The following is a 26,426-nucleotide window of genomic DNA, read 5'->3' on the forward strand; positions in this document are numbered from 1 at the left end:
TTCTGATCTGCCCTACTGCCGGAACACCGCGCCAATTCACTGACGCTGTCAGTTTCGGCGTCCCCTGACCAACGACTTCGCGCCGAACTTCTGCCGGTACCCGGTCGGGGTGAGACCAGTCTCGCGGAGGATGAGCCTGCGCAGCGTCGTGGGATCGTCGTACCCCACCGAGCGCGAGATCGACTCGAAGGTGTCGTCCGTCGTCGCCAGCGCATGATTCGCTCGCTCGACCCGCAGCTGTTGGACGTACTGCGTCACCGTCTTCCCCGTTGCGGCTTTGAACCGGCGCTGCAGAGTCCTCGGGTGCGTGGCCGTCACGGCGGCCAACCGACCGAGCGTCATCGCCGACCCCAGCTCCCGATCGATCGTCTCCTCGGCGAGCAGGACGATCTCGTCCTGATGAGTCGTCGACGGAAGAGTCCCCATGTACGGCAGCTGATCCGTCCGCGGCGCATCGGCGAGCATGAACCGCGACGTCCGGATCATCATGCTCGGACCGAACATCGACTCGACGAGCGACAGCCCGAAGTCGAGCCACGCCATGATGCCGGCGGCCGTGATGACTTCTCCCTCGTCGACGACCATCCTCCGAGCATCGAGGCGCACCGCAGGAAACCTCTCGGCGAACTCCTCGGCGAACGCCCAGTGCGTCGTCGCCGACCGATGATCGAGCAGCCCCGTCTCAGCCAGCACGAACACCCCCGCGCAGAGTCCGCAGAGCACTGCCCCGTCACCTCGGCGCGCAAGAGCCCAATCGCGGAGGGCATGGGCCGAATCCATCCCCTGCGGCGGCACGAGGCTCGGCGGGAACACGACGTGAGTCGGCGCATTCGGCCTCCCCGGGTGCGAGTCGAACACGCACTGCACCCCGTCCTCCGACCACTCCCAGTGGCTCACTCGCACAGTCTCGTCTCGGCCGAGCAGCGCCAACTGTTCGTTCGCGACGCGGAAGACATCGGTGAGTCCGTAGACCGCGGCGAGCTGGCACTCGCGGTACCGCACGATGGCGATCTCGGGACGTTTGTCGGCGTCCGCCGGTCCACGCTTGTCGGCGTGCCTCGGGTGCTGCTTGTCGGCGTCCGCCGGGCCCCGCTTGTCGGCCTTTGCCGGGTGTTGCGTGTCGTCATCGCCCGGGTGCATGTCGTTTGTGACCATGGCGTCAGCTTAGGCGCACTCATAGCCTGGAGGAACAGGTCGGTTGTCAGAATCCTCCGACCTCGGCCCAGCCGCACTCGTTGAGGCGAGACCTCATCCGATGAAAAGGAGCACGTTCCCATGTCCGAGATCCCAGCCCCCATCACCCCGTTCCTCGAGCCCGAAGCCAAAGAGCTCGCCGAGGCGACCGCGCCGCATCCGCGCATCTACGAAGTCCCGCCGGAGGAGGGTCGCAAGATCCTCCTCGACCTCCAGAGCGGCGAAGGCGTCGACCGTCCCGACGTCGACGAGGAATGGGTCGACGTCGACGCCGGCGAATGGGGAACCGTGCGCACCCGCATCATCCGCCCGAAGGGTGCCACCGGCGACCTGCCCGTCCTCTTCTACCTCCACGGCGCCGGCTGGGTCTTCGGCGACGACAAGACCCACGACCGGCTCTTCCGCGAACTCACGGTCGGAGCGAACGCCGTCGGCGTCTTCCCCGTCTACGACCGCGCTCCTGAGAAGAAGTACCCGACCCAGGTCGAGCAGAACTACGCCGTCGGCCAGTGGGTGGCAGCGAACGGCGCCGATCACGGCATGGACACCTCACGCATCGCCGTCACCGGCGAATCCGTCGGCGGGGACATGTCGGCGGTGTTCGCGCTGATGAACAAGGACCGCGGCGGGCTCGACCTCAAGGCGCAGGCCCTGCTCTACCCGGTGACCAACGCCGGCTTCGACACCCCCTCGTACATCCAGTTCGAGGACGGCTACTACCTCACCCGCGACGGCATGAAGTGGTTCTGGGACGCCTACACCACCGACGAGGCCCAGCGGAAGGAGAAGTACGCCTCACCGCTGCAGGCCAGCCTCGAGGATCTCAAGGGACTGCCCGAAGCCCTCGTCATCACTGACGAGGCCGACGTCCTCCGCGACGAGGGCGAGCAGTACGCCAACAGGCTCCGCGAAGCCGGTGTCCCCGTGACGTCGCTGCGCGTGGCGGGCATGGTCCACGACTTCCTCCTCCTCGACAGTCTCCGCGACACGAAGGCGGCGAACCTCGCCCGCACGGTGGCCATCGACTTCCTCCACAACGCCCTCCACGAGGACAGCACACCGTTCACGGAGTGAAGCGCGCCGTTCGCTGATTGAAGCGCACCCTTCGCAGAGGGAAGCGCACCCCTCGATGAGCGAAGCGCACCGCTGGCTGAGCGGGAAGTCCCCTCGTCGGCCGACCCGCACGGATCGTGACCAACTCACGGTCCGCGCGGGTCTCCGTGCATCACCTGCCGCGAACTGCCGCTCGACTGTCCTGTATGGGACCGTGTTCATCCCTGTATGGGCCCCGTGTTCATCCGACTCGGATGCTCAAGCACGCGCGCTAGGCTTGAGCGCATGAGCAGCGAGCTGAACCCGACCCTCCGTGTCCTCCCCTATCTGCTGGGGATCACGGCCATGGTCTTCGTCGGGTTCCCCCTCGGTCGCGACGTCGACGTCATGATGAGAATCGCCATCGGCGCCCTCACCTACGCTGCGACGTTCTTCCTCAGCCGCTTCGTCATCGGCCGCCTCGCCGACCGCAGCTCCGCCCACGGTAGCGGCTCCGCGCGCAGACACGGCACGGACGACAGCGGTTCCGCCCGCGACAGCAGCACGGACGGCGACGGCGAGGCCTGAGCACCACCTCGGCGAGGGCTGAGCCACCACCTCGGCGAACCCGGTTCCACAGGAGTCCGGCCGCTACTTCTTGTCCTGCGCGGGGATGATGACCTTGCGGATGATGATGAGGAACGAGGCGGCGACCGGCACGGCGACGACGGCGCCGAGGACCCCACCGAGCGTGCCGCCGGCGATCGCGGCGATGATGACGAGCGCCCCGGGCACGGCGACGGCCGCGTTCATGATCCGCGGGCTGAGCAGGTACGCCTCGATCTGCATGTAGATGAGGTAGTAGATGCCTGCCGCGATGCCGAGGCCCGGGGAGACCATGAGGCACGATGCGGTGATGACGATCGCGCCCGAGATCGGACCGATGAGCGGGATGAGCGAGGCGAGGAAGGCGACGAACGCGAGCAGTGCCGGCAGCGGCGCACCGATGATCGTGAGGAAGATCGCCGAGCACACGCCGTTGATGATGCCGAGCGACACCTGCCCGAGCACATAGCGCCCCACCGACCGCGTGATCTCCTCGGACACCGAGTCGACGGTGTCCCGCGAGCTCGCAGCGACGAGCGAGAGCATCGCCGACTTGATCGTCGGCAGCGTGACGGCGAAGTAGATCGTGAGGATGACGACGATGATCACCCCGGTGATGAAGCTGAGGATCCCCGCCCCGATCGACACGACGCCGCCGCCGAGGGAGAGGACGTTCTTCGGATCGGAGACCCACGAGCTCACACTCGCGAAGATCGAGTCGAGGTCGACTGCTCCGGTGAAGCGCCGCTCGAGATCGGCGACCCACTCGGTCGTCTGCAGACGGGAGACGATCTGCGGCAGATCGGCGATGAACTGCTGGATCTGCGAGATGACGGCGGGTGCGATGAGCAGCACCACACCGACGACGACGCCGATGAACGCGACGACGACGAGGATGACCGCGAGGGTCCGCGAGACCTTGCGCGCGACGAGCCACTGGATGATCGGATCGAGGCCGAGCGCGAGGAACAGCGCCAGGCCGATGTAGATGAGCACCGTCCCCACCGACTGCAGCGCCGTGATGAGCGCGATCGCGAGCCCGACCCCGAGGGTTCCGACGAACCCGACGCGGAAGGCATTGGTGACAGGGAAGGATGCGCTGCTCATGCGCCCCAGTCTAGCCAGCAACCATGCACCGGGCGGCCGCCACACGTTAGGATCGGAGGCGTCATGAGAGAAGATCGTGAGGAAAGTGGTACGACGACGATGAGTTCCGAACCAACAGCCATCGATGTCTGGGAGGCACTCCTCGACCCACAAGGCGACTTCTCCCTCCCGGACTTCTCCGCGGTCACCCCTGACACCCTCAGCACCGCGGCCCGGGCCGCCACCGACTTCGCCCTCGCCGAGGTCGAGCACATCGTCACCGACGACGCCGACCCGACCTTCGTCACCACGACCGTCCGCTTCGAGTCCGCGACCGTGCCGATGGCCCGGCTCGCCGCCCTCGTCCGCACCATCGAATCGAACCACCTCACCCCTGAGCTCACCGATGCCGTCGCCGAGGTGTGGGTCCGGCTGTCCGCGACCCGCACCGAGATGCTGCTGGGCGTCGATCTCTTCCACCGCATCGAACAGGTCCCGGTCACCGACCTCAACCCCGAGGACAAGCGCCACCAGGAGCTCACGGTCGAGAACTTCGTCCGGGCCGGCGCCCGCCTCGGCGAGGAGGACCGTGCGCACATGGCGACGATCGAAGCCGAACTCACCGCGCTCTCGACCTCCTTCTCCCGGGCACTGGGAACGGACACAAGGGAACTCGCGGTCCACCTCGGCGAGGCGGACGAGCTCAAGGGGCTGAGTGAGGACCAAATCGCGGCCGCAGCCACCCGCGCGGGCGAACGCGACGAATCCGGCTACCTGCTGGGACTGAACAACTTCACTCAGCAGCTCGTCCTCGGACCGCTCGAGAGCACCGCGACGAGGGAGCACGTGCTGCGGAACTCGATGGCGCGCGGTGCACGCGGCGGGGACGGCGACACCCGGGCGCAGGTCTCGGACATCACTGCCCTGCGGGCCCTGCAGGCGAAGCTGCTCGGCTACCCGTCGTACTCCTCCTACGCGATTGACAACCAGACGGCGGGCGGCCCCGACGCGGCAGCCGACATCGTCTCCTCCCTCATCGCGCCCGCCAATGCGCAGCTGGCGGCCGAACTCGACACCGTCCGCGACCGCTACGGCCTCGACGAGATCGCCCCGTCCGACGTCATGCACTACCTCGCGAAGTACCGGCAGGACGAGTTCGGCATCGACCCCGACGAGGTCGCGCAGTACTTCGAGTTCGACACTGTGCTCACGGACGGCGTCTTCTTCGCCGCCACGGGGCTCTATGGGATCACCTTCGCTCCCGCGGAGGGCGTCGTCGGCTGGCACGACGACGTCAGCGCCTACGAGGTCACCGACGTCGGCGGTCGCACCCTCGGCCTCATCCTCATCGACCCCTATGCGCGGGACACGAAGCGGGGAGGCGCGTGGATGGACCAGCTCGTGCCCGCCTCCCGGCTGACCGGCGACCTCCCGGTCGTCACCCTCTCCCTCAACCTTGCCAAGCCCGGTCCCGGCCGGCCCACCCTGCTCTCCCCGACCGAGCTGACGACGCTCTTCCACGAGTTCGGCCACGTCCTCCACGGCCTCTTCGCGAACTCGACCTACCCCTCGACGGCGGGCACCTCGGTGCCCCGCGACTACGTCGAGTTCCCCTCCCAGTTCAACGAGATGTGGCGCTTCCACCCGCAGGTCCTCCCCCACTATGCGAAGCACGTCGAGACCGGTGAGCCGATGCCCGAGGCCATGGTCGCCTCCCTCATCGCCGGGGAGGACTTCGGGCAGGGCTTCTCGACGATCGAGTACCTCGCCGCCGCCATGCTCGACCTCTCATGGCACTCGCTCGAGGCCGGAGAGCACATCACCGACGTCCTCTCCTTCGAATCCGAGGTGCTCGACGCCGCCGGCTTCTCCCCGCTCGTGCCCCCGCGCTACCGCACGACGTACTTCGGCCACATCTTCGCCTCCGGCTATGCGGCCGGCTACTACTCGTACCTCTACTCCGAGGTCATCGCCGCGTGGGTGAGCGAATGGTTCGAATCCCAGGGCGGGCTCAACCGTGAGGCCGGCGAGGCGTTCCGCGAGGCGATCCTCGCCCCCGGCTACTCCGTCGATCCGATGACGGCGATCGAGAAGTTCTTCGGCGTCCGTCCCGACGTCGCACCGCTGCTGCGCCGCCGCGGGCTCGCGGAGCCGGTGCCTGAGGGCAGTGACCCGTCCCCCGCCGAGGCGGACGCTGGGACCGGGGCGACCGCCGATGACACCGCCCCGAAGCACCACGCGAACAACACCCGCATCGCCGAGATCCTCACCGACAACGGGATCGAGCCGCAGATCACGGTGTTCTCCGAGGCCACCCCGACGGCCGCCTCGGCGGCGGAGAAGGTCGGGGTCGACGTCGGCGCGATCGCCAACAGTCTCGTCTTCTCCGCCGGCGGGGACCCGGTGCTCATCATGACCTCGGGCGCCCACCGCGTCGACACGGACCACGTGGCCTCCCTCATCGGCGTCGACTCCCTCGACCGCGCGGACAAGGACCTCGTCCGGGCGGCGACCGGCCAGGTCATCGGCGGCGTCGCCCCGATCGGCCACCCCGCACCGATCCCCACGTTCATCGACACAGCCCTCCGGGACTTCCCCGTCCTCTGGGCGGCGGCGGGAACCCCGCAGTCGATGATGCCGCTCACCTACGACCAGCTCGTCACACTCACCGGGGGGAAGGAGATCGCCGTTGTCGCCGACGAGTCCTGAGACGCCTTCCCCGGACAGCGACTCTGGGCAGCCGGGTCGGACCCCCGATCCGGCGGAACCCACGCACCGACTCGCCGCCTTCGCGTCCTCGCGCGGTCGGTACTACGCGATCTTCCTCGCGGTCTTCTGCGCGGTGCTCATCATCTCGAACATCTCGGCGACGAAGGTCATCGGCTTCGGCCCCATCGTCACCGACGGCGGGGCGTTCCTCTTCCCCATCGCCTACATCCTCGGCGACGTCATCAGCGAGGTCTACGGCTTCAAGGCCGCCCGCAAGGCCGTCATCACCGGCTTCGCCCTGCAGGTCCTCGCGACCCTCGTCTTCTGGCTCGTCCTCATCTCACCGCCGGGACCCGGATACGAGAACCAGGACGCCTTCGCCGCCGTCCTCGGCTTCTACCCGCGCATCGTCCTGGCCTCACTGGCCGGCTACTTCGTCGGCCAGCTCCTCAACTCCTACGTCCTCGTCGCTGTGAAGAAACGGATGGGCGAATCGAAGCTGTGGGTGCGCCTGCTTACCTCGACCGGTGTCGGCGAGTTCGTCGACACCCTCCTCTTCTGCACGATCGCCTTCGCCGGCGTCATCCCCGGCTGGGACTTCGTCAACTACGTCGTCGTCGGCTTCGTCTACAAGGTCGGCGTCGAGGTCATCCTCCTGCCCGTCACGTACCGGGTGATCACCCTCGTCAAACGCCACGAACCGAGCTACGCGCAGGACTGAGCCGCGCTGAGCCTGACTCACGCGTAGTAGCGTCCGAGCACCTCGGTCTCGAGTTCGGAGAACCGACCGTCCTCCATCGCCTGCCGGATCTCGGCGACGAGGCTGACGACGAAGTGCTCGTTGTGGATCGTGCACAGCGTCGAGAAGAGCATCTCCTTGGCCTTGTAGAGGTGGCGCAGGTAGGCGCGCGAGTAGTTCTCGCACGTGTAGCAGTCGCACTCGGGGTCAAGGGGCCCGAAGTCGCGGCGGTACTTCGCACCGGTGAGGTTGTACCGGCCGTCGCGGGTGTAGACCGCGGCATTGCGGGCGACACGGGACGGGGAGACGCAGTCGAAGGTGTCCGCGCCGGTCTTGATCGCCTCGAAGAGATCATCGGGTTCGGAGATGCCGAGGAGGTGACGCGGCTTGTCCTCGGGCAGCTCCTCGCACACCCAGCGGATGATCGTCCCGAGGTTCTCCTTCTCCAGGGCCCCGCCGATGCCGTACCCATCGAAGTCCATCGCGCCGAGGTCGCGGGCGGCCTTGCGCCGCAGATCCTCGTACTGCGCACCCTGGAGGACCCCGAAGAGCGCCTGATAGGGCCGGTGCGAACGCGCCTGAGTCAGCCGCTGGTGCTCCTCGATGCAGCGGATCGCCCACAGCCGGGTCCGTTCGAGCGAGGTCTCCTGGTAGCCGCGGGTGTTGACGAGCGTCGTCAGCTCGTCGAACGCGAACATGATGTCGGCCCCGAGCTCATGCTGGACCTGCATCGAGACCTCGGGCGTGAACCGGTGCATCGTCCCGTCGAGGTGCGATTTGAACGTCACCCCGTCGTCGTCGACGTTCGACAGCCGCTCCTTGCCCGCGGCGATGGCGTCATCGCTCTGCTCGCCCGTGACCTCCATCGAGATGACCTTCTTGAACCCGGCGCCGAGGCTCATCACCTGGAATCCGCCCGAATCCGTGAACGTCGGGCCGGGCCAGTTCATGAACCGCCCCAATCCCCCGGCCTCGTCGACGATGTCCGAACCCGGCTGGAGGTAGAGGTGGTAGGCGTTGGCGAGGACAGCCTGCCCGCCGAGGGCGGCGACGTCCTCGGGCTTGACGGCCTTGACCGTGGCCTTCGTGCCGACCGGAATGAACGCAGGCGTGCGGATCTGCCCGTGCGGGGTGGAGATCACCCCGGTGCGCCCGCCCGTCTCGAGCCTGGTGCCGACCTCGAAGCCGAACTGCGAACGGTCGTTGATGGGCGGTGGTGCTGTCTCAGATGCTGCACGCGAATCGATGTCGGTCACCCGCCAAGTTTAACTGGGTGGATGCGACCGAGACTCACCGCCGTGCTCGAGACCGCCGTGCGCTCCCGCCGTCCCCTCGTCACCGACGGAGGGCTGGGCACCGCGCTCGAGTCCCGCGGCATCGTCCTCGACCACGTCCTGTGGTCGGCCGGTCTCCTCCGTGACGATCCCGATACCCTCGCCGAGGTGCACGCCGCCTTCGCGAGAGCCGGTGCCGACATCGTCACGACCGCGAGCTACCAGATCGGCCCGCGCGCTGGGCTCACAGACACTGGGCTCACGGACACTGGGCCCACGGACACTGCGGTGCGTCGACTGAGTGCCGACAGCGTCACCCTCGCCCGCGAGGCTTCCTCACGCGGCACCGCCGCTCCCGTCCTCATCGCCGGCTCGGTGGGCCCGTTCGGGGCCGTCCTCGGCGACGGGTCCGAATACACCGGCGACTATGCGCTCACCGATGCCGAGTTCGCCGCCTTCCACCGTCCCCGCATCGAAGCTCTCGCCGAGGCGGGCGCCGACGTCATCGCGCTCGAGACCCAACCGAACCTGGCGGAGATCCGGGTGATCGCCGACCTCGTCGAGGAGACCCGCGTCCCTGCGTGGCTGTCGGTGACCCTCGCCGACGGAGGACCCACCGGCGCCCCGCGACTTCCCGACGGCACCCCGCTCACGGCCCTCGCCGAGGTGGCCGCCGCCCATCCGACGGTCCGCGCGGTCGGCGTCAACTGCGTCCGCCCCGCCCAGGTGTCTCCTGCGCTCGAGGCGCTGGCCGCGGTCTCCGACCTGCCCCTCATCGCCTATCCGAACTCGGGCGAGACCTACGATGCGGAGTCGATGACGTGGCAGGATCCGGGGGCGGAGGCGGGCGAGCGCCTCGGCGCGTGGCCGGTCGCGGACTGGATCGCCCGCGGGGCCCGGATCGTCGGCGGCTGCTGCCGGACGACGCCCGCGGACATCGCAGAGCTCGTGCTCAGAGCATCTTCCCGGGGTTGAGGATCCCCAGCGGGTCGAGGGAGTCCTTGATCGCGGCCTGCATGCGCTGGGCACCGGAGTCGAGCTCGCGGCCGAGCCACTCTCGCTTGAGGTAGCCGACCCCGTGCTCGCCGGTGATCGTCCCGCCGAGGTCGAGGCCGAGCTGCATGATCTCCGCGAACGCCTCCTGGGCTTGGGCGACCATCGCCTCGTCGCGGGCGTCGAAGACGACGGAGGGATGCATGTTCCCGTCCCCCGCATGTCCCGCGGTGGCGACGACGACGTCGTACCTCTCGTCGATCTCCCGCAACCGGGCGAAGAACTCGCCGAGGCGGGAGCGGGGCACGCAGACGTCGTCGATGAGCTCGCCGCCACCGATGGTGTTCGCATACGTCTCCATCGCCGGTGCCACGGCCCTCCGGGCGGCGACGAGCATGTCGCTGTCGTCGGGGTCGTCGGAGACGACGATCTCGGTCGCCCCATTGGCCTCGGCGATCGCCTCGAACCCGGCGAGGTCACGGGCCGCCTCGGCGGCGGGCTTGTCGGACTGGACGAGGAGGAGGGCACCGGCGTCGGCGGGCAGGCCGAAGTCGCCGTAGTCATTGATCATCGCCATCGTCGCAGCGTCGATGAATTCGAGCATCGACGGCTGGGCACCGGAGGCCATGAACTCCGCGACCGTGCGGCCCGCCGATTCGGTGTCCGGGAAGATCCCCACCCCAGTCAGCGGCGGCGGCAGGAGCGGGGTGAGTCCCAAGGTGATCTCGACGATGACCCCGAGCGTGCCCTCCGACCCGACGAGGAGAGCGGCGAGGTCGAGGCCGGCCACGCCCTTCGCCGTCGCGCGGCCGAGCTTCGTCACCGTGCCGTCGGCGAGGACGACGGTGAGTCCACGGACGTAGTCCTTCGTCACCCCGTACTTGACGCAGCACATGCCGCCGGCGTTCGTCGCGACGTTCCCGCCGATCGTCGAGATCGCCACCGACCCCGGATCGGGCGGGTAGGCGAGTCCTTCGGCGGCGAGGGCGGCCTTGAGGTCGGCATTGATGACGCCGGGCTCGACCCGGCAGATCTGGTCGACGGGATCGATCTCGACGATCGCGTCCATTCCGGCGAGGTTGAGCAGCAGGGCGCCGTCGACGGCGTTCGCCCCGCCCGAGAGCCCCGTCCGCGCCCCCTGTGTGACGACGGGGATGCGGTGCCCGGTGGCGAAGCGCATGACGGCGACGACATCATCGACGCTCCTGGCCCGGACGAGACCGAGCGCCCGCCCGGCCGGGCAGAAGAGCGCCCGGTCGGAGGCGAAGCCGTCGACGACGTCGCGGTCGGTCACGAGCGCACCGGGGCTGAGCTGCTCGGCGAGCACGCCGAGGCCGGCCGCCGCCTCCTCGACGCTCATCAGCGGGCGGCGAACTCTCGGGCCACCGCGCGCACGCGGTCAAGGGCCTCATCGGCGCCGATGCTCACCCTCACGCCGCCGGAGAGTCGGCGGATCGCCACGGCCTGGGCTGCGCACGCGTCTTCGAACGCGGCCGCGGCGTCGTCGTCGAGGGCGATCCACACATAGTTGCCCTGCGCATCAGGGACGTCGAAGCCGAGGTCGCGCAGGTCAGCGGCGAAGCGGTCACGGGTCGCTGCGACCTCCTTCGCCCGGACGAGCACCTCGTCGACCCGCGCGAGCGACTCCGAGGCGGCGGCCTGAGCGCCGGTGGTGACACTGAACGGGGCGACGACCTGACGCAGAGCGGTGGCGATCTCGGCATCGGCGACGCCGTAGCCGACGCGCAGTCCCGCGAGTCCGTGCGCCTTCGAGAACGTGCGGGCGAGGACGAGGTTGTCGTACTTCCGGAACGCGGCGAGACCGTCGACCGCCTCGGCGTCGGTGGCGAACTCCCAGTACGCCTCGTCGAGGGCGACGATGACCCCGGCGGGCACTTCGGCCATGAATCCGTCGAGCTCGGACGTGCGCACGGACGGACCCGTAGGGTTGTTCGGTGAGCAGAGGAGGACGAGGCGGGTCGTGTCGTCGATCTCGGCGAGCATCCCCGCGAAGTCGTGCCGGCCGTCGGGCAGCAGGGGCACCGCGCGCTTCTCCGCACCGCGGGCCGACGCGAGGATCGGGTACATCTCGAACGACGGCCACGGGTAGACGACGGAGGTCCCAGCCTCGAGGGTGATGTTCGTCAGGGCCGAGAGGATCTCCGAGGCGCCCGCCCCGGGCACGACCTCGCTCGGGTCGACGTCGAGGTAGGCGGCGATCTCGGCGACGAGCTTCGCCGACTTCGGATCAGGATAGGCGGCGGGCACCTGCGTCGCGGCGGCCACGGCTTCGGTGATGCCCGGCAGCGGGGCGAAGTGGTTCTCGTTCGACGACAGTTTGTACGGGGCCAGCCCCGGGGCATCCGACGGCGGTTTGCCGGGCTTATAGGGCGGGAACTGGGTCAGGGCATCGCGAAGGAGGAATCGTTTCGACATGCACATATCGTGACACAGGCAACGAATGCTCGGCACAGCGGCCGGCATTCGAGAGGGGTGCCCGTGCCCGCACATGGGAGGTGGCCCTGAGATCGCGGGATCGATCAGGGCCACCGGGGATGATGAGTCCGGGACTCGAGGGGACGCGTGTCGTGCCGAACGCGGAAGGGGACGTGGGTGGCGACCCCTTCACTCATCTAGACCGGAAACTGCGCCTGTTCGTTCGCGACTCCGGGAAGATTTTTCTCGATTCGGCAAACTCCCAGGTCAGCGGGTTGGCACAGATTGCCGACCACATCAGGAGATTCCGCATTGTGAGAGCACGACGGGTGTATCTAGAATGGGAGGTCAGTGCTTCCCCTGCGCACCCCACCGGCGAACGAGCGCGGCACCCTCCCCTCGCGCGGGTTCGACGGTCGAATTCCCCGCTTCCGACGATGACGAGTCCATGACCGAATCCCCCAGTCCCACCCCTGACGACGAGAGTCCCGTGGACGACGGCGGGACGGCGACCGATGCCGAGCTCGTCGCTCTCATCCGGGAGCACACCCCGGATTCGGCCAGCGGACGGCAGGCCTTCGCAGAGCTCTACGCCCGCCACCACGATCCCGCCCTCCACTACGCGATCCGCCTCACCGGCGACCGCCCGCGCGCCGAGGACGCCGTCGCCGAGGCGTTCGCGAAGATCTGGCGCGCGTGGGGCAACGGCGCGGGCCCCGAAGACGCATTCAAGTCCTACCTCATGACCGCCGTGCGCTCGGAGTCCTACCGCTGCACCGCGACGACGAGCGCGACGACCGCCGTCCTTCCCGAGGTCCTCGACGTCCTCGCCGGCAGCAGCTCGCGGGATCACGCGAACGAGATCGCCGAACGCGAGCACCTCGCCCGTGCGTTCTCCTCACTGCCGGAGACCTGGCAGACCGCGATCACGCTCATCGACATCGACGGCACCCCCACCGCCGAGGCGGCAGGGGCCCTCGGCCTCTCGCCGAACTCCTTCAACTCCCTGCTCCGCCGGGCTCGGGAGGGACTGCGCACCGCCTACCTCCAGGAGCTCGTCGAACCGGCCAGGCCCGCATGCGCGGCGTACTCCTCCGAACTCGCCCGCTACGTCCGCAAGCAGCTCGGCCGCCGACGGGGAGCATCGATCGAGACGCATCTGCGGCACTGCCAGTACTGCCGCCGGCAGACGCAGCTGCTCGGGCGCATCAACACGAAGCTCGGGGCGTGGCTGACCCCCGCCGTCCTCGCCGCCGCGCTCATCGAATCCGAGCAGTTCCCGGCTGTCCCGCTCGTCGCCGCCGCGAACGCCGGAGCAGAGCCGGCCGGGGCAGAGTCGGCCGGAGCAGAGTCGGCCGGCGCGCAGAACTCCGAGACCGTCTTCTTCAGTTCCCAGTCCGGCAGCGGCGCGGCAGGCTCGCCTTCGGGTCTTGCCCTCGGCCTCAAGATCGCCGCGGCCGCCCTCATCGCGACGGCGGCGATCGCCGCGACCGTGTGGGCACTCGACCCGAGCCCGAACGCTCCGGAGGTCGAGGGTCCCACCTCCTCGCCCGTGCAGCCGGAGACCGGCCTGGCCGACGACGACCCCGGCGAGGACCTGCGCTCTCCGGTCGCCCCTCCGGCGGCCGGCTCTCCCGATGCCGATGTGCCCGCGGTCCCGGCGAATGAAGGACCTCGGAACCCGGCCCCTGCTCCTCCGGCTCCCGGCGAGCCCGGCGGTCCGAACGCGGCGCCGCCGGCACCTCGCGATCCCGGCCCGAACAATCCTGGTCCCAACGATCCCGGACCGGGGGATCCCGGCCCGGGACGGCCCGCGCCTCCGCCGCCGACCGGTCCTCCGCCATCGGAACCACCTCCGACGAGCCCTCCGCCGACAGAACCTCCACCGACGAGTCCTCCACCGACGGAGCCTCCGCCGACGAGCCCGCCTCCGACGAGCCCGCCGCCGACAGAGCCACCGCCGACAGAACCTCCTCCGACGAGCCCTCCCACTCCGTCTCCGACGCCGACGGAGCCCGGTGACAACTGCCACGATGTCGGCTGGGGTTGGCACTGCCATTGATCGGGGTCCGTGCGGGCGGCAACGGCCCCGACTTCGGCCCGGACCCCGGCGGGGAGTAATGTGAAGGTCGATACTTCACACCTCTGACGAAGATTGCGAGCGGAAATGCCCTCAACGCAGGAAAAGGTCGACGTTGTCCTCATCGGCAGCGGCATCATGAGCGCCACCCTCGGCGCGATGCTGACCGAACTCCAGCCCGAATGGGATATCCGGGTCTACGAGAAGCTCGACTATGTCGCCAAGGAGAGCTCCGACCCGTGGAACAACGCCGGCACCGGTCACGCAGCTCTGTGCGAGCTCAACTACACCCCCGAGGATGCGAACGGCCACATCGACCTGAAGAAGGCCTCGCAGATCAACGAGCAGTTCCACCACTCGCGCCAGTACTGGTCGCACCTCGTCGACACCGGCGTCCTTCCGGAGCCGAAGAACTTCATCAACCAGGTCCCGCACATCAGCTACGGCCGCGGCGAGAAGGGTCGGGACTACATCAGGAACCGTCGTGAGCAGATGGTCCGCAACCCGCTCTTCGCCGAGATGGAGTACACCGACGACCCGGCCACGCAGGCCGAATGGCTGCCGCTGATGTTCGAGGGCCGCGGACCGGGCCAGGTCAACGGCATCTCCCGGACCCAGATCGGCACCGACGTCGACTTCGGTTCGCTCTCCCGCCAGCTCCTGCGCTACATGGCCGACAAGGGTGCGACGATCCGCACGAGCCACCAGGTCACCGACCTCGACCGCTCCTCCGACGGCTGGACCGTCACGGTCCGTGACCTGCTCTCCCGCGAGACGCACAAGGTGAGTGCGAAGTTCGTCTTCATCGGCGCCGGCGGCGGCGCCCTGCCGCTGCTCCAGAAGTCCGGGATCCCCGAAGGACGCGGCTACGGCGGCTTCCCCGTCTCCGGCATCTTCCTGCGCACCGCGAACCCCGAGCTCGTCTCCCGCCACCAGGCGAAGGTCTACGGCCAGGCCTCCTTCGGCGCACCCGCGATGTCCGTGCCCCACCTCGACACCCGCGTCGTCGACGGCAACGACTACCTCATGTTCGGCCCCTACGCCGGGTTCTCGCCGAAGTTCCTCAAGCGCGGTCGCTTCACCGACCTGCCGTTCTCCGTCCGCGGGAACAACCTGCCGACGATGCTCGGCGTCGCCAAGGACAACACGGACCTCGTCACCTACCTGCTCTCCGAACTCGCAGCCTCGAAGAAGGCCCGATTCGCGGCGATGAACGAATTCATCCCCGAGGTCGACCCTGCCGACTGGGAGTTCATCCAGGCCGGTCAGCGCGTCCAGGTGATGAAGCACGATGCCAAGCGCGGCGGCGTCCTCGGGTTCGGCACCGAACTCGTGTCCTCGGCCGACGGTTCGATCGCCGCCCTCCTCGGCGCCTCACCGGGTGCGTCGACCGCGGTGGCGATCATGCTCGGCCTGCTCAAGACCTGCTTCCCCCGCCAGTACGACGGATGGGAGCCCGCGCTCAAGGACATGGTCCCCTCGCTCGGGCGCAGCCTCGCCGACGACGAGACTCTGCTCACCGAGCTCTCCGAGTACACCGCCAGGACCCTTCAGCTCATCTGAGGCGCTGCAGCCCACCTGAGGCGCTCCAGCTCCACACCTCAGCCGTCAGGTCCCGCTCTCAGAGCTCGACCTGGCGGTTGACGTCCTTGTAGAGGAGGTAGCGGAAGCGGCCGGGTCCGCCCGCGTAGCAGGCCTGCGGGCAGAAGGCGCGCATCGAGATGAAGTCGCCCTCCTGCACCTCGACCCAGTCGCCGTTGAGACGATAGACGGCCTTGCCCTCGAGGACGTAGAGGCCGTGCTCCATCTCGTGCGTCTCCGCGAACGGGATGACCGCGCCGGGTTCGAAGGTGACGATGTTGACGTGCATGTCGTAGGCGAGGTTCCCAGGATCCAACGGCCGCGTCGTCCGCCACCGGTTGTCGGTTCCCGGCATCGGGGACGGTTCGACGTCGGCCTCGTTGCCGAAGGCCGCCTCGGGGATGAGCCCGGCCGCCGGCTGGTAGCGCTTGCGCACCCAGTGGAAGCGGGCCGCCTCGGCGCCGGTCGACTGCGCAGACCACGTCGATCCGGCCGGCAGGTACGCGAACCCGCCCGGGGTGAGCACATGGTCGGTGCCCTCATGGGTGACGGTGAGCTCACCGGCCATGACGAAGAGGAATCCCTCGACCTCGGGCTGCGGTTCGGGGGCCTGCGAGCCGCCGCCGGGCTGGACCTCGAGGATCGTCTGCGAGAACGTCACCGCTCCCCCTGCCACCGGCTTGCTCAGCACCCACGAGCGCGTGTCCGACCATTCGGGCAGCGCCGAGGTGACGATGTCGCGCAGCACCCCACGCGGGATGACCGTGTAGGCCTCGGTGACGATCGCCCTGTCGGTGAGCAGATCCGACTGCGGCGGGTGCCCACCGGTCGGAGCCCAATAGGTGTACGGGTCGGTGGTGATGCTCATGCGCGGGTCTCCTTCTCTGTGGCGATGCCGCCGGTGCGGGCGATCTGCTCGAGCACCTCGGCGGACATGTCGGTGCGTTCGGCGATGTCCTCGGGCGTGTGCGCCCCGCAGGACAGGCCCCGGCTGAGGTAGCGGGCGAGCGCCTTCGCCGTCGCCGGTTCGTCGAGGACGGCCGAGTCCTCCTGCCCGACGTAGCTGCGCAGCCGCTGCGTTGCGAGCTCGAGCCCCTCCCGGTAGAACCGGAAGGTCGAGAGGAACCGGGTCGGCAGCTGGTGCGGGTGCATGTCCCAGCCCTGGTAGATGCCGCGGCGCAGATGTCTGCGCACGAGGCGGGCGTGGAGGCTCCACGCCTGCTCGATCGCCGCCGGATCCCCGACCGGGAGGATGTTCGTCGACCCGTCGGAGAGGTGGACGCCGGTGCCGGCGACGGCGACCATCATCTGATTCTTCGCGAAGTCCGCGACGGGATGCTCCATCGACTGGTAGGCGGCGGCCACGCCCATCGACGCCGAGTAGTCGTACGTGCCGTAGTGGAGCGAGGTGATGCGTCCCGCTCCGGCGTCGAGGACCCGGCCCACGGGCACGGTGCCGTCGGCGCCGAGGATGAGCTGCGGGGTCTCGACCTGGACTTCGAAGGTCAGTGCCCCGTCGTCGAGGCCGTGCTCCTCCTCGAGGTCGCGCAGTGCCGCGACCATGGCCGTCACCTGGTCGGCGGTGCTCACCTTCGGCAGGGTGAGGACGAGCCCCTCGGGCAGGGAGCCGTGGGCGGCGATGACGCCTGAGACGAAGAGGTCGAGGGTGCGCAGACCCCGTGCCCGGGTCGCAGCCTCGAGGCACTTGAACCGGATCCCGACGAACGCCGGCGCGGTGTCCTCGGCCATCCCGGCCACGACCGCACGGGCCGCCTCGCGCACCGCGGCGTCCTCGGTCTCGTCGCCCTGGTCGCCGAAGCCGTCCTCGAAGTCGTAGCGGAGATCCTCGATCGGCTCCGTCGTCAGCTTCCGCGTCACCGCCTCGGCGAGCAGCTCCGCCTCCCGGGCGACCTGGTGGAGGCTCGGCGGGGTGAGCCCCAGGGTCTCGTCGGCCTCCCTGCGGGCGGCGACGATGACGCGTTCGGCGAGCTGGACCATGCCGCCGTTGTCCTCGACGGCGGCGAGCGCCTGCTCACCCCACTGCCGGGGGACGGTCGGATCGGCCTGGTGACCTGGGACGTAGACCGTGTGGATGGGTTGGCGCACGTCCCGATCGCCCGGATAACGCGTGCTCAGCAGCTCGTCCGTGTCCGCGAGCAGAGCATCGATGTCATCGAGCGTTGATTGCTTCACTTCATCCTCTTCCGTTGCCGTGTGAGCGAGCACGGCCACGATGCCGGCTCCCCACCATTGTCACCCACATTCACCGCGAGACCGCGGCGACCGCCTCGGCGACCTTCTTCGCGACCTCGGGGTCGAAGACCGAGGGCACGACGTAGCCGGGATGGAGGTCCTCCTCCGGGATGCACGAGGCGATCGCGTCGGCGGCGGCGACCATGATCGACTCGTCGACGTCGGTGGCCTCGGCGTCGAGGAGACCGCGGAAGATCCCGGGGAACGCGAGGACGTTGTTGATCTGGTTCGGGTAGTCGCTGCGCCCGGTGGCGACGACGGCGGCGTGCTTGAGCGCCTCGGCGGGGTCGACCTCGGGATCGGGGTTGGCCATCGCGAAGACGAGCGCCCCGTCATTCATCGCGGCGATGTCGTCACCGTTCAGCACGTTCGGAGCCGAGACGCCGATGAAGACGTCGGCACCGCGGACCGCCTCCTTGAGGCTGCCCTCGAAGCCCTCGGGGTTCGTGTTCTCCTTCAGCCACACCTTGTGCTCGGTGTCGACGGTCGAGTTCGGTCCGATCGCCCCGTCCCGACCGCATGCGATGATCGTCTGCGCCCCGGCGACCTGGAGGAGACGGATGATCGCGTGCCCGGCAGCACCGACCCCGGAGACGACGATGCGCACCTCGGCGATGTCCTTGCCGACGACCTTGAGGGCGTTCTTCAGCGCCGCGAGCGTGACGATGCCCGTGCCGTGCTGGTCGTCGTGGAAGACGGGGATGTCGAGTTCGGCGCGCAGGCGGCGTTCGATCTCGAAGCAGCGTGGGGCCGAGATGTCCTCGAGGTTGATCCCCCCGTAGGCCGGGGCGATGGCCTTGCAGATCGCGATGATCTCCTCGGTGTCCTTCGTGTCGAGGGCCACCGGCCACGCATCGACCCCCGCGAACTGCTTGAAGAGGACGGCCTTGCCCTCCATCACCGGCATCGCCGCTTCGGGCCCGATGTCGCCGAGGCCGAGGACCGCGGTCCCGTCCGTGACGACGGCGACGGTGTTGCGTTTGATCGTCAGGCGCCTCGCGTCGTCCTTGTTCGCAGCGATCGCCTTGCACACCCGAGCCACGCCGGGGGTGTAGGCACGGGAGAGGTCGTCGCGGTTGCGCAGCGGCACCTTCGGCGTCGATTCGAGCTTCCCGCCGAGGTGGAGGAGGAAGGTCCGATCGGAGACCTTCCGGACGTCGACGCCGGGCAGGGCGCTCAGCTCGGTCGAGACCTCCTCGGCGTGGGCGACGTCGCGGGTGTCGGCACTGACGTCGATGACGACGGTGTCCGGGGTGGACTCGACGACGTCGAGCGCGGTGATGCCGGCCCCGGTCGCCGCGGCCGCGGCCACGAGGTCCGAGGTCGACGACTGCCCGACGGCCGTGGCCACACGCAGGGTGATGGAGTATCCGGGGCTGGGAACAGCCATGATGTCATCCTCTCTGATGGAATCATTTCCGTATTACGGATGTTAGCTTCTGCATCATGGAAAATCTAGCGGGAGCGGGCGGTCAACGGAAACTTTCTTCCATTCCGCAGTAGACTGAGCGGAGGTGTCGCCCACTTCGAGGAAGAGGACTACGGATGACCACGAACGACTCAGCCACCCCCGCGATCCGCCAGACCAAGGGCGGGGTGCAGTCCGTCGAGCGCGCGTTCGGCCTCCTCGAGTGCATCGCGAACTCCTCCGGCTCGGCCACGCTCAGCCACATCGCCGCCGACGTCAACCTCCCCCTGCCGACGATCCACCGGCTGCTCTCGACCCTGCTCGGCCTCGGCGTCGTCCGTCAGCTGCCGGGCCGCGGCTACGCACTCGGGCCGGGACTCGTGCGCCTGGGCAATCTCGCCGGTGCGCAGCTCGGGGCGATCGCCCGACCCTACCTGCGCACGCTGGTCGAGGAGCTCGGCGAGTCCGCGAACGTCGCGACCCTCGACGGGGACATGGTCGTCTACGTCGATCAGGTCGCCTCCGAGCGGCAGATGCGGATGTTCACCGAGGTGGGACGCCGCACCCATATGCACGACACCGGTGTGGGCAAGGCGATCCTCGCCGAGCTCGACCCCGAGCAGGTCCGCCACATCGTCACCACCGCGGGCATGCCCACCCCGACCGAGCACAGCATCGGCACGATCGAGGAGCTCGAAGCCGAACTCGAGCGGATCCGTCAGCGCGGGTACTCGATCGACGAACAGGAGCAGGAGCTCGGGGTGCGCTGCTTCGCGATGTCCGTCCCCGATGCCCCGTCCCCGCTCGCGATCTCCGTCTCCGGGCCGATCAGCCGCGTCGACGAGGACTTCGCCGACCGCGCGATCCCCCTGCTCCGCTCGGCGGCCGAGCAGATCTCCCGCGACATGCGCCGCGGCTCCTGAGCCCCCTCAGGCATCCCCGCCCGCCGTGCCCGAGCTGCCCGCGCTGACGTCGTCGAGTCGGTACCTCCGGGCCGCCTCGGCGGGGGCCGCAGTCGGCACCTCGCCCCGGTCGGCGAGGAGCTGCAGGGCCCGGACGACCATCGAATGGGCGTCGATGCGGAAGTGACGCCGGGCTGCTGCCCGTGTGTCGGAGAAGCCGAACCCGTCGGCGCCGAGCGTCGCGAAGTCCTGGGAGAGGAAGGGCCGGATGAGATCCGGCTGCGTCGAGTCGAAGTCGCTGGTGGCGACGATCGGACCCGGTTCCCCGCCGAGGCGGTGGCGGACGTAGGGCACCCGCGGGGCGGCCTCGACGTCGGTGAGGCGCGCGGCCTCGCACTCGAGTCCGTCCCGGCGCAGCTCCGCCCACGAGGTCACCGACCACACGGCGGCATCGACGTCCCAGTCCTGGGCGAGCAGCCCGCGGGCCTCGAGCGCCCACGGCACCGCGACCCCTGAGGCGAGGAGCTGCACGCGCGGACGCGACCCTGCCCCCGCCTCGGCGATCCGGTGGATGCCCCTGAGGATCCCCTCGACGTCGACGTCCTCGGGTTCGGCCGGCTGGACCATCGGCTCGTTGTAGACGGTGAGGTAGTACATGACGTTGCGCACCGCCTCGCCGAGGTCGTGCTCGCCGTACATCCGGTGGAGGCCGTCGCGCATGATGTGGCCGATCTCGTAGCCGAAGGCGGGATCGTAGATCCGCACGGCCGGGTTCGTCGCCGCGAGCACGGGCGAGTGCCCGTCCGCGTGCTGGAGCCCCTCCCCGGTCAGGGTCGTCCGCCCCGCGGTCGCACCGATGATGAACCCGCGGGTCATCTGGTCGGCGGCCGCCCAGAACGCGTCGCCGGTGCGCTGGAAGCCGAACATCGAGTAGAAGACGTAGATGGGGATCATCGGCTGCCCATGTGTCGAGTACGCGGTGCCGGCGGCGGTGAACCCGGCGGCCGCCCCCGCCTCGTTGATCCCGACGTGGAGGAGCTGACCGGAGCTCGCCTCCTTGTAGGAGAGGAAGAGCTCCCGGTCGACGGCGAGGTAGTTCTGCCCGTTGGGGTTGTAGATCTTCGCCGTCGGGAAGAATGCGTCGATGCCGAAGGTCCTCGCCTCGTCGGGGATGATCGGCACGATCCGCTCCCCCACGCCCTTCTCGCGCATGAGGTCCTTGAGCAGGCGGACGAAGGCCATCGTCGTCGCCGCCTTCTGCTGCCCTGATCCCTTCTTGGTCTGGGCAAAGGCCTTCTCGCTCACCGCGGGCAGGGTGATCGCACCGCGCTCGGTCCTCCGTTCGGGGACGAACCCGCCGAGGCGGCGGCGCCGCTCGATGAGGTACTCGATCGCCTCGTCGTCGGGTCCCGGATGGTAGTAGGGCACCTGGTACGGGTCGGCATCGATGACGGCATCGGAGATCGGGATGTCCATCCGGTCACGGAAGGCCTTGATGTCATCGGCGGAGAACTTCTTCATCTGATGGGTCGCATTGCGCGACTCGAAGCTCGTCCCCAAGCCGTAGCCCTTGACGGTCTGGACGAGGACGACGGTGGGCCGATCGGGCTCCCGGACCGCCCGGTCGTAGGCGGCGAAGACCTTCTGGTAGTCGTGGCCGCCGCGCTTGAGGTTCCAGATGTCGTCGTCGCTGAGGTGCTCGACGAGGCCCTTCGTCACCGGAGAGCGGCCGAAGAAGTTGTCGCGGATGAACCCACCGGACTCGGCCTTGAACGTCTGGTAGTCCCCGTCGAGGGTCTCGTTCATGATCCGCACGAGCTCACCGGTGCGGTCGGCGGCGAGCAGGGAGTCCCATTCGCGGCCCCAGAGGACCTTGATGACATTCCAGCCGGCGCCGGTGAAGACCGCCTCGAGCTCCTGGACGATCTTGCCGTTGCCGCGCACGGGCCCGTCGAGGCGCTGGAGGTTGCAGTTGACGACGAACGTGAGGTTGTCGAGCCCCTCGTTCGCCGCGAGCTGGAGTGCGCCGCGCGATTCGGGTTCGTCCATCTCCCCGTCGCCGAGGAACGCCCACACCCGCTGCTCGGAGGTGTCGGCGATCCCGCGGTGGTGGAGGTAGCGGTTCATCTGCGCCTGGTAGATCGCGTTGATCGGCCCGAGCCCCATCGACACGGTCGGGAACTGCCAGAAGCCGGGCATGAGGCGCGGGTGCGGGTAGGAGCTCAGGCCGTTCGGCGCCCGGGAGGCCTCCTGGCGGAAGCCGTCGAGCTGCGCCTCGGTGAGCCTGCCCTCGAGGTAGGCGCGGGAGTACATGCCCGGGGAGGCATGGCCCTGGAAGAACACCTGGTCGCCGCCGCCGGGATGGTCCTGGCCGCGGAAGAAGTTGTTCAGCCCGATCTCGTAGAGTGTCGCCGCCCCGGCATAGGTCGAGATGTGCCCGCCGACGGAGATCTCCGGCCGCTGGGCCCGGTGGACGAGCATCGCGGCGTTCCAGCGCAGCCACTTCCGGTAGCGGCGCTCGAGGCGCTCATCCCCCGGATAGGCGGGCTCCTGGTCGGCCGGGATGGTGTTGACGTAGTCCGTCGTCGTCACCTTGGGCTGGGCGACGGAGTTCGTCGCCGCCCTCCGGCGCAGGGCCTCCATGATCTCACCGGCGCGCAGGGTGCCCTGGGTGCTCACGAGCCCCTCCCAGGACTCGAGCCACTCGTCGACCTCCTCGTCGGCGGTGGTTGCGGTGGTGCTGGTTGCGGTGGTGTGGTCGGGGCGGGAGGACAGTGCAGTCATCGGGGTTTGCCTCTCTGTCAGGGGTCGACGAAAAGTCGGGGTCAACGCGGTGCGGGGTCGACGAACGGACCCGCGGGAGGGTCTCCCGCGGGTCCGAGTCCGCTCTAGCGGGTCAGCAGAAGCCCCGGACGTTCGTCCAGGCGTCCTTCGACTCCTCGACGCCGTCGCGGGTGAAGGTCGCCTCGATGAGACCGTAGGGACGGTCGGCGACGATGAAGACCTCGTTCGGGTTCTCGAGCTCGAAGCGCTCGATGTCGTAGAGGAAATGGTGCTTGTTCGGGCACGAGAAGCGGATCTCGTCGATCTCGTCGACCTGGTCGATGACCTTCTCGCCCATCTTGTACAGGGTCTGCTGCAGGGCCTTCGAGTAGTGGTCGGTGAAGGCGTCGAGGATGATCGCCTTGACCTTCTCGTACGTCGCCTCGAAGTCGAGGTCGGTCGTGTTGTAGACCCAGCGGGTGGCGATGTCGGTCGCCAGTATCCGGTCCTCGGTCTCCGGCAGCGTCGTGTACTTGTCCCGCGGGTAGCCGACGAATCCGGAGCCGGTGGTCTTGAGCACCGTGAGGTCGCGGAAGCCGGAGATGAGGGTGTCCTTGTCGCCGTCACGGGTGAGCAGCGCCGTGCGCACCTCGGGGGCGGCTCGGTAGAACGAGTGGTCGTGGTCGTTGATCCGGTCCCAGCCGAACTCCTCGGCCTCCCAGCGTCCGCCGCTCACCCAGTCGAAGCTTGAGGTGAAGTGGTCGGCGAGCCCGAGGAGGAACTGCTCCGGGGAGGTCACTCCGAGCTCTTTCGCCTTCGCGAAGATCGTGTTCTTCTGGGTGTCCGTGGCGACGACGTGCTCGTTGTCGCCCTCGGTGTGCGCGGTCTCGAAGTCGCCCCACAGCTGGGAGGTGACGTTGAGATCACGGATCTCGTGGCGGTCGGTGTCGCGGTAGACCCGCATGAGGCGGTTCTCCGCCTTGCCGTACTGGTTCGTCGTGAGTTTCACTGTGCTCATTGCCGTACTCCTCGTTGTGCCGTGATCGGCCCGGATATCGAAAACGAGGCTGCCGGGTCTCCGGCGAGCTTCGGCGGTTTGTTGAGGATGGAGATCCTGCAGGGGGCCTGCTTCCCCTGGTGTCTGTGGTCGCGCAGTGCTGTGGTGCCTCAGCTTCCCCGGTACGTGCTGTACGCGAACGGGCTGAGCAGCAGCGGGATGTGGTAGTGGGCTTCGCCCTCCTTGACGGTGAAGTCGATCGTCACCTGCGGGTGGAAGTGGTCCATGCCCTGGGCCTCGAAGTACTCTCCGGTGCCGAAGACGATTCGGTAGGTTCCCGGCTCGAGGCGCTCGGGTCCGAAGTCGCTGACCCGGCCGCCCGCGTCGGTGCGGGCGCTGACGATCTCGGTGTCCCCGTCGAAGAGGGTGACGGCGAGGTCCGCGGCCGGAGTGCCTGCGGTCGAGTCGAGGGCGTGGGCGGTGATGAAGCTCATGCGAGGATCCCTGAGAGTCGGAGGACGGCGATCTCGATGAGCTGGTCGCCCACCTCGGCGAGTTCGTCCTCGGGCGTGTTGGTCATGCGGCGGTCGAGTTCGGCCAGGATCTCCTCCGGCGTGCGGCCGGCGGCGCGGATGAGGAAGACCCGGTCGAAGCGCTCCTCGTAGGCGGCGTTGCCGGCGCGCAGACGCTCCTCGACGGATCCGTCGAGGGCGCCGAGTCCGGCCTGTTCGCGGGAGGAATGGGCAGCCTCGGCGGAATCGCCTACGGCCTTCTCCCCGATCCGGGGATGATGGGCGAGCGCGGCGGAGATCTCCTCGGGCCGCAGCGGCGAGGCGACGGTGCGGGCACGCTCGAGCGCCGCCTCGACATCGGCGTAGGGGCGACCGGCGACGACGCCGGAGATCCAGCGCTCGACGTCGAGGCACGGGCGCACGACCTCGCGGGCCTCACCCTCCGGCAGCCGATCGAATTCGATCAGGTCCACATCGACCTCGTTTCGCATCTCGGAAGCACTCTTCCATTCGTTGCCTCGAGTGTGGCCCGGGTCTCACAGCGATGTCAAATCCACCCACCGTGACGATGAGACCCGCGGTAGCACCGGGAAAGTCATCGCTTTCGGAAATATTTTTCCGTATGATGAACGCAAGTGCGCCAGTGGTGTCGAGTGGAACCGTGAGGTTGAATGTGCTCATGAGCGAAGAAGCCCCCGTCATCGTCTGCGCGCCCGATTCCTTCAAGGGCTCAGCCGGTGCCCCCGCCGCGGCCGCGGCACTCGCCCGTGGAGCGGCCCGGGCCTTCCCCAGCGCGCGGATCACGCAGCTGCCCTTCGCCGACGGCGGTGAGGGCACGCTCGAAGCGCTGCTGGCCGTCTGGGGCACCCCGGCGCGGACCGTCGACGTCGTCGACGCGCTCGGGCGCCCGACCACCGCCCGCTACGGGCTCTCCGCCGACGGGAGGACCGCGGTCATCGAGGCGGCCCAGGCCAATGGTCTGCCCCAAGTCTCCGACGTGCCTCTCGAACCCGAGCGGGCGGGAACCTACGGCGTCGGCCTCATCGCCTCCCGCGTCCTCGAGGAGGGGGTCGACGAGATCCTCCTCTGCATCGGCGGCTCGGCGAGCACCGACGGCGGCACCGGAATCGTCACCGCGCTCGGGGCCAGGTTCACCGATGCGGCGGGCGAACCCATCCCGCCCGGCGGCGGTGGTCTGGCGTCGCTGTCCGCCGTCGACGACTCCGGCCTCGACCCGCGTGCCCGCGCCGTGCGCTGGCGCATCGCCGTCGACGTCGACAACCCGCTCACCGGTCCCCGCGGCGCCGCTGCCGTGTTCGGTCCGCAGAAGGGCGCCGATGCCCCCGCCGTCGAGCGTCTCGATGCCGGTCTCACCCACGTCGCCGAGGTGCTCGCCGGGTCCGCAGCCGAGGCCGAGTCGATGGCCGCGACCCCCGGATTCGGAGCCGCCGGCGGGATCCCGCTCGCGCTCACCGCCCTCCTCGGCGCCGAGGTCGTGCCCGGGTCGACGATGGTCGCCGAGGCGGTCGGGCTGTCTCAGTCCCTCGCCGACGCCGATCTCGTCCTCACCGGGGAGGGGTCGTTCGACTCGCAGTCGCTCGGGGGCAAGGTCGTCGCGGCCGTCCGCGATCATGCCCCCGCCTCGGCGAGCATCATCGTCGTCGCCGGACGGGTCGCACTCACTCCCGCCGAGTGCCGGGAGGCCGGCATCACCGCGGCGCTCTCGATCGCCCCGGGGCCGGCGGACCTCTCCGAACTCTCGGCGCAGGCTGAGGACCTCATCGAATCGACCGCCGCCCATGCATGCGCGCTCGTGGCGGCCGGGCACCAGCAGGCAGGACACCAACCGAAAGGGCACTGA

21 protein-coding genes are annotated in these 26,426 nt (G+C 68.9%); 9 read left to right on the forward strand and 12 right to left on the reverse strand.

Annotated features, from left to right (window positions below; genetic code table 11):
- Nucleotides 1–48: 48 nt before the first annotated feature.
- Nucleotides 49–1,155 (reverse strand): GlxA family transcriptional regulator, encoded by a 1,107-nt coding sequence (locus BC102111_RS09115; protein ID WP_101624136.1) that lies wholly within the window; start codon nt 1,153–1,155, stop codon nt 49–51.
- Between the two features lie 120 nt (nt 1,156–1,275).
- On the opposite strand from BC102111_RS09115, the gene BC102111_RS09120 reads away from it, so the two are divergent.
- Both BC102111_RS09120 and BC102111_RS09125 read left to right on the forward strand, forming a co-directional pair.
- On the forward strand, nt 1,276–2,268 hold the full coding sequence (locus BC102111_RS09120) for an alpha/beta hydrolase (protein WP_095376087.1): 993 nt from the start codon (nt 1,276–1,278) through the stop codon (nt 2,266–2,268).
- Between the two features lie 264 nt (nt 2,269–2,532).
- The gene (locus BC102111_RS09125; protein WP_095376088.1) at nt 2,533–2,814 is read left to right on the forward strand and encodes a hypothetical protein; all 282 of its coding nucleotides are present in this window, start codon (nt 2,533–2,535) and stop codon (nt 2,812–2,814) included.
- A 63-nt stretch (nt 2,815–2,877) separates the two neighbouring features.
- Here BC102111_RS09125 and BC102111_RS09130 read toward each other — a convergent pair whose 3' ends face one another.
- On the reverse strand, nt 2,878–3,939 hold the full coding sequence (locus tag BC102111_RS09130; RefSeq protein ID WP_095376089.1) for an AI-2E family transporter: 1,062 nt from the start codon (nt 3,937–3,939) through the stop codon (nt 2,878–2,880).
- 63 nt (nt 3,940–4,002) lie between these two features.
- On the opposite strand from BC102111_RS09130, the gene BC102111_RS09135 reads away from it, so the two are divergent.
- A complete protein-coding gene (locus BC102111_RS09135; protein ID WP_232252561.1) occupies nt 4,003–6,627 on the forward strand; it encodes a M3 family metallopeptidase in 2,625 nt (874 codons plus the stop codon).
- A complete protein-coding gene (locus BC102111_RS09140) occupies nt 6,608–7,348 on the forward strand; it encodes a queuosine precursor transporter (RefSeq protein WP_197907834.1) in 741 nt (246 codons plus the stop codon). Before BC102111_RS09135 ends, BC102111_RS09140 begins: the two co-directional genes overlap by 20 nt.
- Nucleotides 7,349–7,365: 17 nt before the next feature.
- Here BC102111_RS09140 and tgt read toward each other — a convergent pair whose 3' ends face one another.
- Nucleotides 7,366–8,622, reverse strand: a complete 1,257-nt coding sequence (gene tgt / locus BC102111_RS09145; RefSeq protein ID WP_197907833.1) for a tRNA guanosine(34) transglycosylase Tgt — start codon at nt 8,620–8,622, stop codon at nt 7,366–7,368.
- 21 nt (nt 8,623–8,643) lie between these two features.
- Here tgt and mmuM point away from each other — a divergent pair, with 21 nt between their 5' ends.
- Nucleotides 8,644–9,615: a homocysteine S-methyltransferase gene (gene mmuM, locus BC102111_RS09150; RefSeq protein WP_095376091.1), complete on the forward strand. Its 972-nt coding sequence runs from the start codon at nt 8,644–8,646 to the stop codon at nt 9,613–9,615.
- On the opposite strand, the gene BC102111_RS09155 is transcribed toward mmuM, so the two are convergent.
- Together BC102111_RS09155 and BC102111_RS09160 are read right to left on the reverse strand one after the other, a co-directional pair.
- The gene (locus BC102111_RS09155) at nt 9,593–10,993 is read right to left on the reverse strand and encodes an FAD-binding oxidoreductase (protein ID WP_095376092.1); all 1,401 of its coding nucleotides are present in this window, start codon (nt 10,991–10,993) and stop codon (nt 9,593–9,595) included. The genes mmuM and BC102111_RS09155 overlap by 23 nt on opposite strands.
- The gene (locus tag BC102111_RS09160) at nt 10,993–12,069 is read right to left on the reverse strand and encodes a histidinol-phosphate transaminase (protein WP_095376093.1); all 1,077 of its coding nucleotides are present in this window, start codon (nt 12,067–12,069) and stop codon (nt 10,993–10,995) included. The genes BC102111_RS09155 and BC102111_RS09160 overlap by 1 nt, the downstream gene beginning before the upstream one ends.
- 448 nt (nt 12,070–12,517) lie before the next feature.
- Between BC102111_RS09160 and BC102111_RS09165 the strand changes: the two genes are divergently transcribed.
- Both BC102111_RS09165 and mqo read left to right on the forward strand, forming a co-directional pair.
- Nucleotides 12,518–14,131 (forward strand): RNA polymerase sigma factor, encoded by a 1,614-nt coding sequence (locus tag BC102111_RS09165; protein ID WP_176472466.1) that lies wholly within the window; start codon nt 12,518–12,520, stop codon nt 14,129–14,131.
- A gap of 105 nt (nt 14,132–14,236) precedes the next feature.
- Complete coding sequence (gene mqo, locus BC102111_RS09170; RefSeq protein ID WP_009378021.1) at nt 14,237–15,712, forward strand: malate dehydrogenase (quinone); 1,476 nt, start codon at nt 14,237–14,239, stop codon at nt 15,710–15,712.
- Between the two features lie 58 nt (nt 15,713–15,770).
- Here mqo and BC102111_RS09175 read toward each other — a convergent pair whose 3' ends face one another.
- The 3 genes from BC102111_RS09175 to BC102111_RS09185 form a co-directional block, all read right to left on the reverse strand.
- The gene (locus BC102111_RS09175) at nt 15,771–16,598 is read right to left on the reverse strand and encodes a bifunctional allantoicase/(S)-ureidoglycine aminohydrolase (RefSeq protein WP_009378019.1); all 828 of its coding nucleotides are present in this window, start codon (nt 16,596–16,598) and stop codon (nt 15,771–15,773) included.
- Nucleotides 16,595–17,923: a DUF6986 family protein gene (locus BC102111_RS09180; protein WP_095376095.1), complete on the reverse strand. Its 1,329-nt coding sequence runs from the start codon at nt 17,921–17,923 to the stop codon at nt 16,595–16,597. Before BC102111_RS09180 ends, BC102111_RS09175 begins: the two co-directional genes overlap by 4 nt.
- 70 nt (nt 17,924–17,993) lie before the next feature.
- Nucleotides 17,994–19,373 carry an NAD-dependent malic enzyme gene (locus BC102111_RS09185; protein ID WP_009378013.1) on the reverse strand — a complete coding sequence of 460 codons (1,380 nt, stop codon included), beginning with the start codon at nt 19,371–19,373 and terminating at the stop codon, nt 17,994–17,996.
- 155 nt (nt 19,374–19,528) lie between these two features.
- On the opposite strand from BC102111_RS09185, the gene BC102111_RS09190 reads away from it, so the two are divergent.
- Nucleotides 19,529–20,314 carry an IclR family transcriptional regulator gene (locus tag BC102111_RS09190; protein ID WP_009378011.1) on the forward strand — a complete coding sequence of 262 codons (786 nt, stop codon included), beginning with the start codon at nt 19,529–19,531 and terminating at the stop codon, nt 20,312–20,314.
- A gap of 6 nt (nt 20,315–20,320) precedes the next feature.
- On the opposite strand, the gene aceE is transcribed toward BC102111_RS09190, so the two are convergent.
- The 4 genes from aceE to uraD form a co-directional block, all read right to left on the reverse strand.
- Nucleotides 20,321–23,077 (reverse strand): pyruvate dehydrogenase (acetyl-transferring), homodimeric type, encoded by a 2,757-nt coding sequence (gene aceE / locus BC102111_RS09195; RefSeq protein ID WP_101624137.1) that lies wholly within the window; start codon nt 23,075–23,077, stop codon nt 20,321–20,323.
- Between the two features lie 112 nt (nt 23,078–23,189).
- Complete coding sequence (gene pucL, locus BC102111_RS09200) at nt 23,190–24,074, reverse strand: factor-independent urate hydroxylase (RefSeq protein WP_009378007.1); 885 nt, start codon at nt 24,072–24,074, stop codon at nt 23,190–23,192.
- 149 nt (nt 24,075–24,223) lie between these two features.
- Nucleotides 24,224–24,547: a hydroxyisourate hydrolase gene (uraH, locus tag BC102111_RS09205; RefSeq protein WP_009378005.1), complete on the reverse strand. Its 324-nt coding sequence runs from the start codon at nt 24,545–24,547 to the stop codon at nt 24,224–24,226.
- A complete protein-coding gene (gene uraD, locus BC102111_RS09210) occupies nt 24,544–25,038 on the reverse strand; it encodes a 2-oxo-4-hydroxy-4-carboxy-5-ureidoimidazoline decarboxylase (protein ID WP_180960608.1) in 495 nt (164 codons plus the stop codon). The genes uraH and uraD overlap by 4 nt, the downstream gene beginning before the upstream one ends.
- A 206-nt stretch (nt 25,039–25,244) precedes the next feature.
- On the opposite strand from uraD, the gene BC102111_RS09215 reads away from it, so the two are divergent.
- The gene (locus tag BC102111_RS09215; RefSeq protein ID WP_101624139.1) at nt 25,245–26,426 is read left to right on the forward strand and encodes a glycerate kinase; all 1,182 of its coding nucleotides are present in this window, start codon (nt 25,245–25,247) and stop codon (nt 26,424–26,426) included.

Source organism: Brevibacterium casei CIP 102111 (genome assembly GCF_900169275.1).
Classification (GTDB): domain Bacteria; phylum Actinomycetota; class Actinomycetes; order Actinomycetales; family Brevibacteriaceae; genus Brevibacterium; species Brevibacterium casei.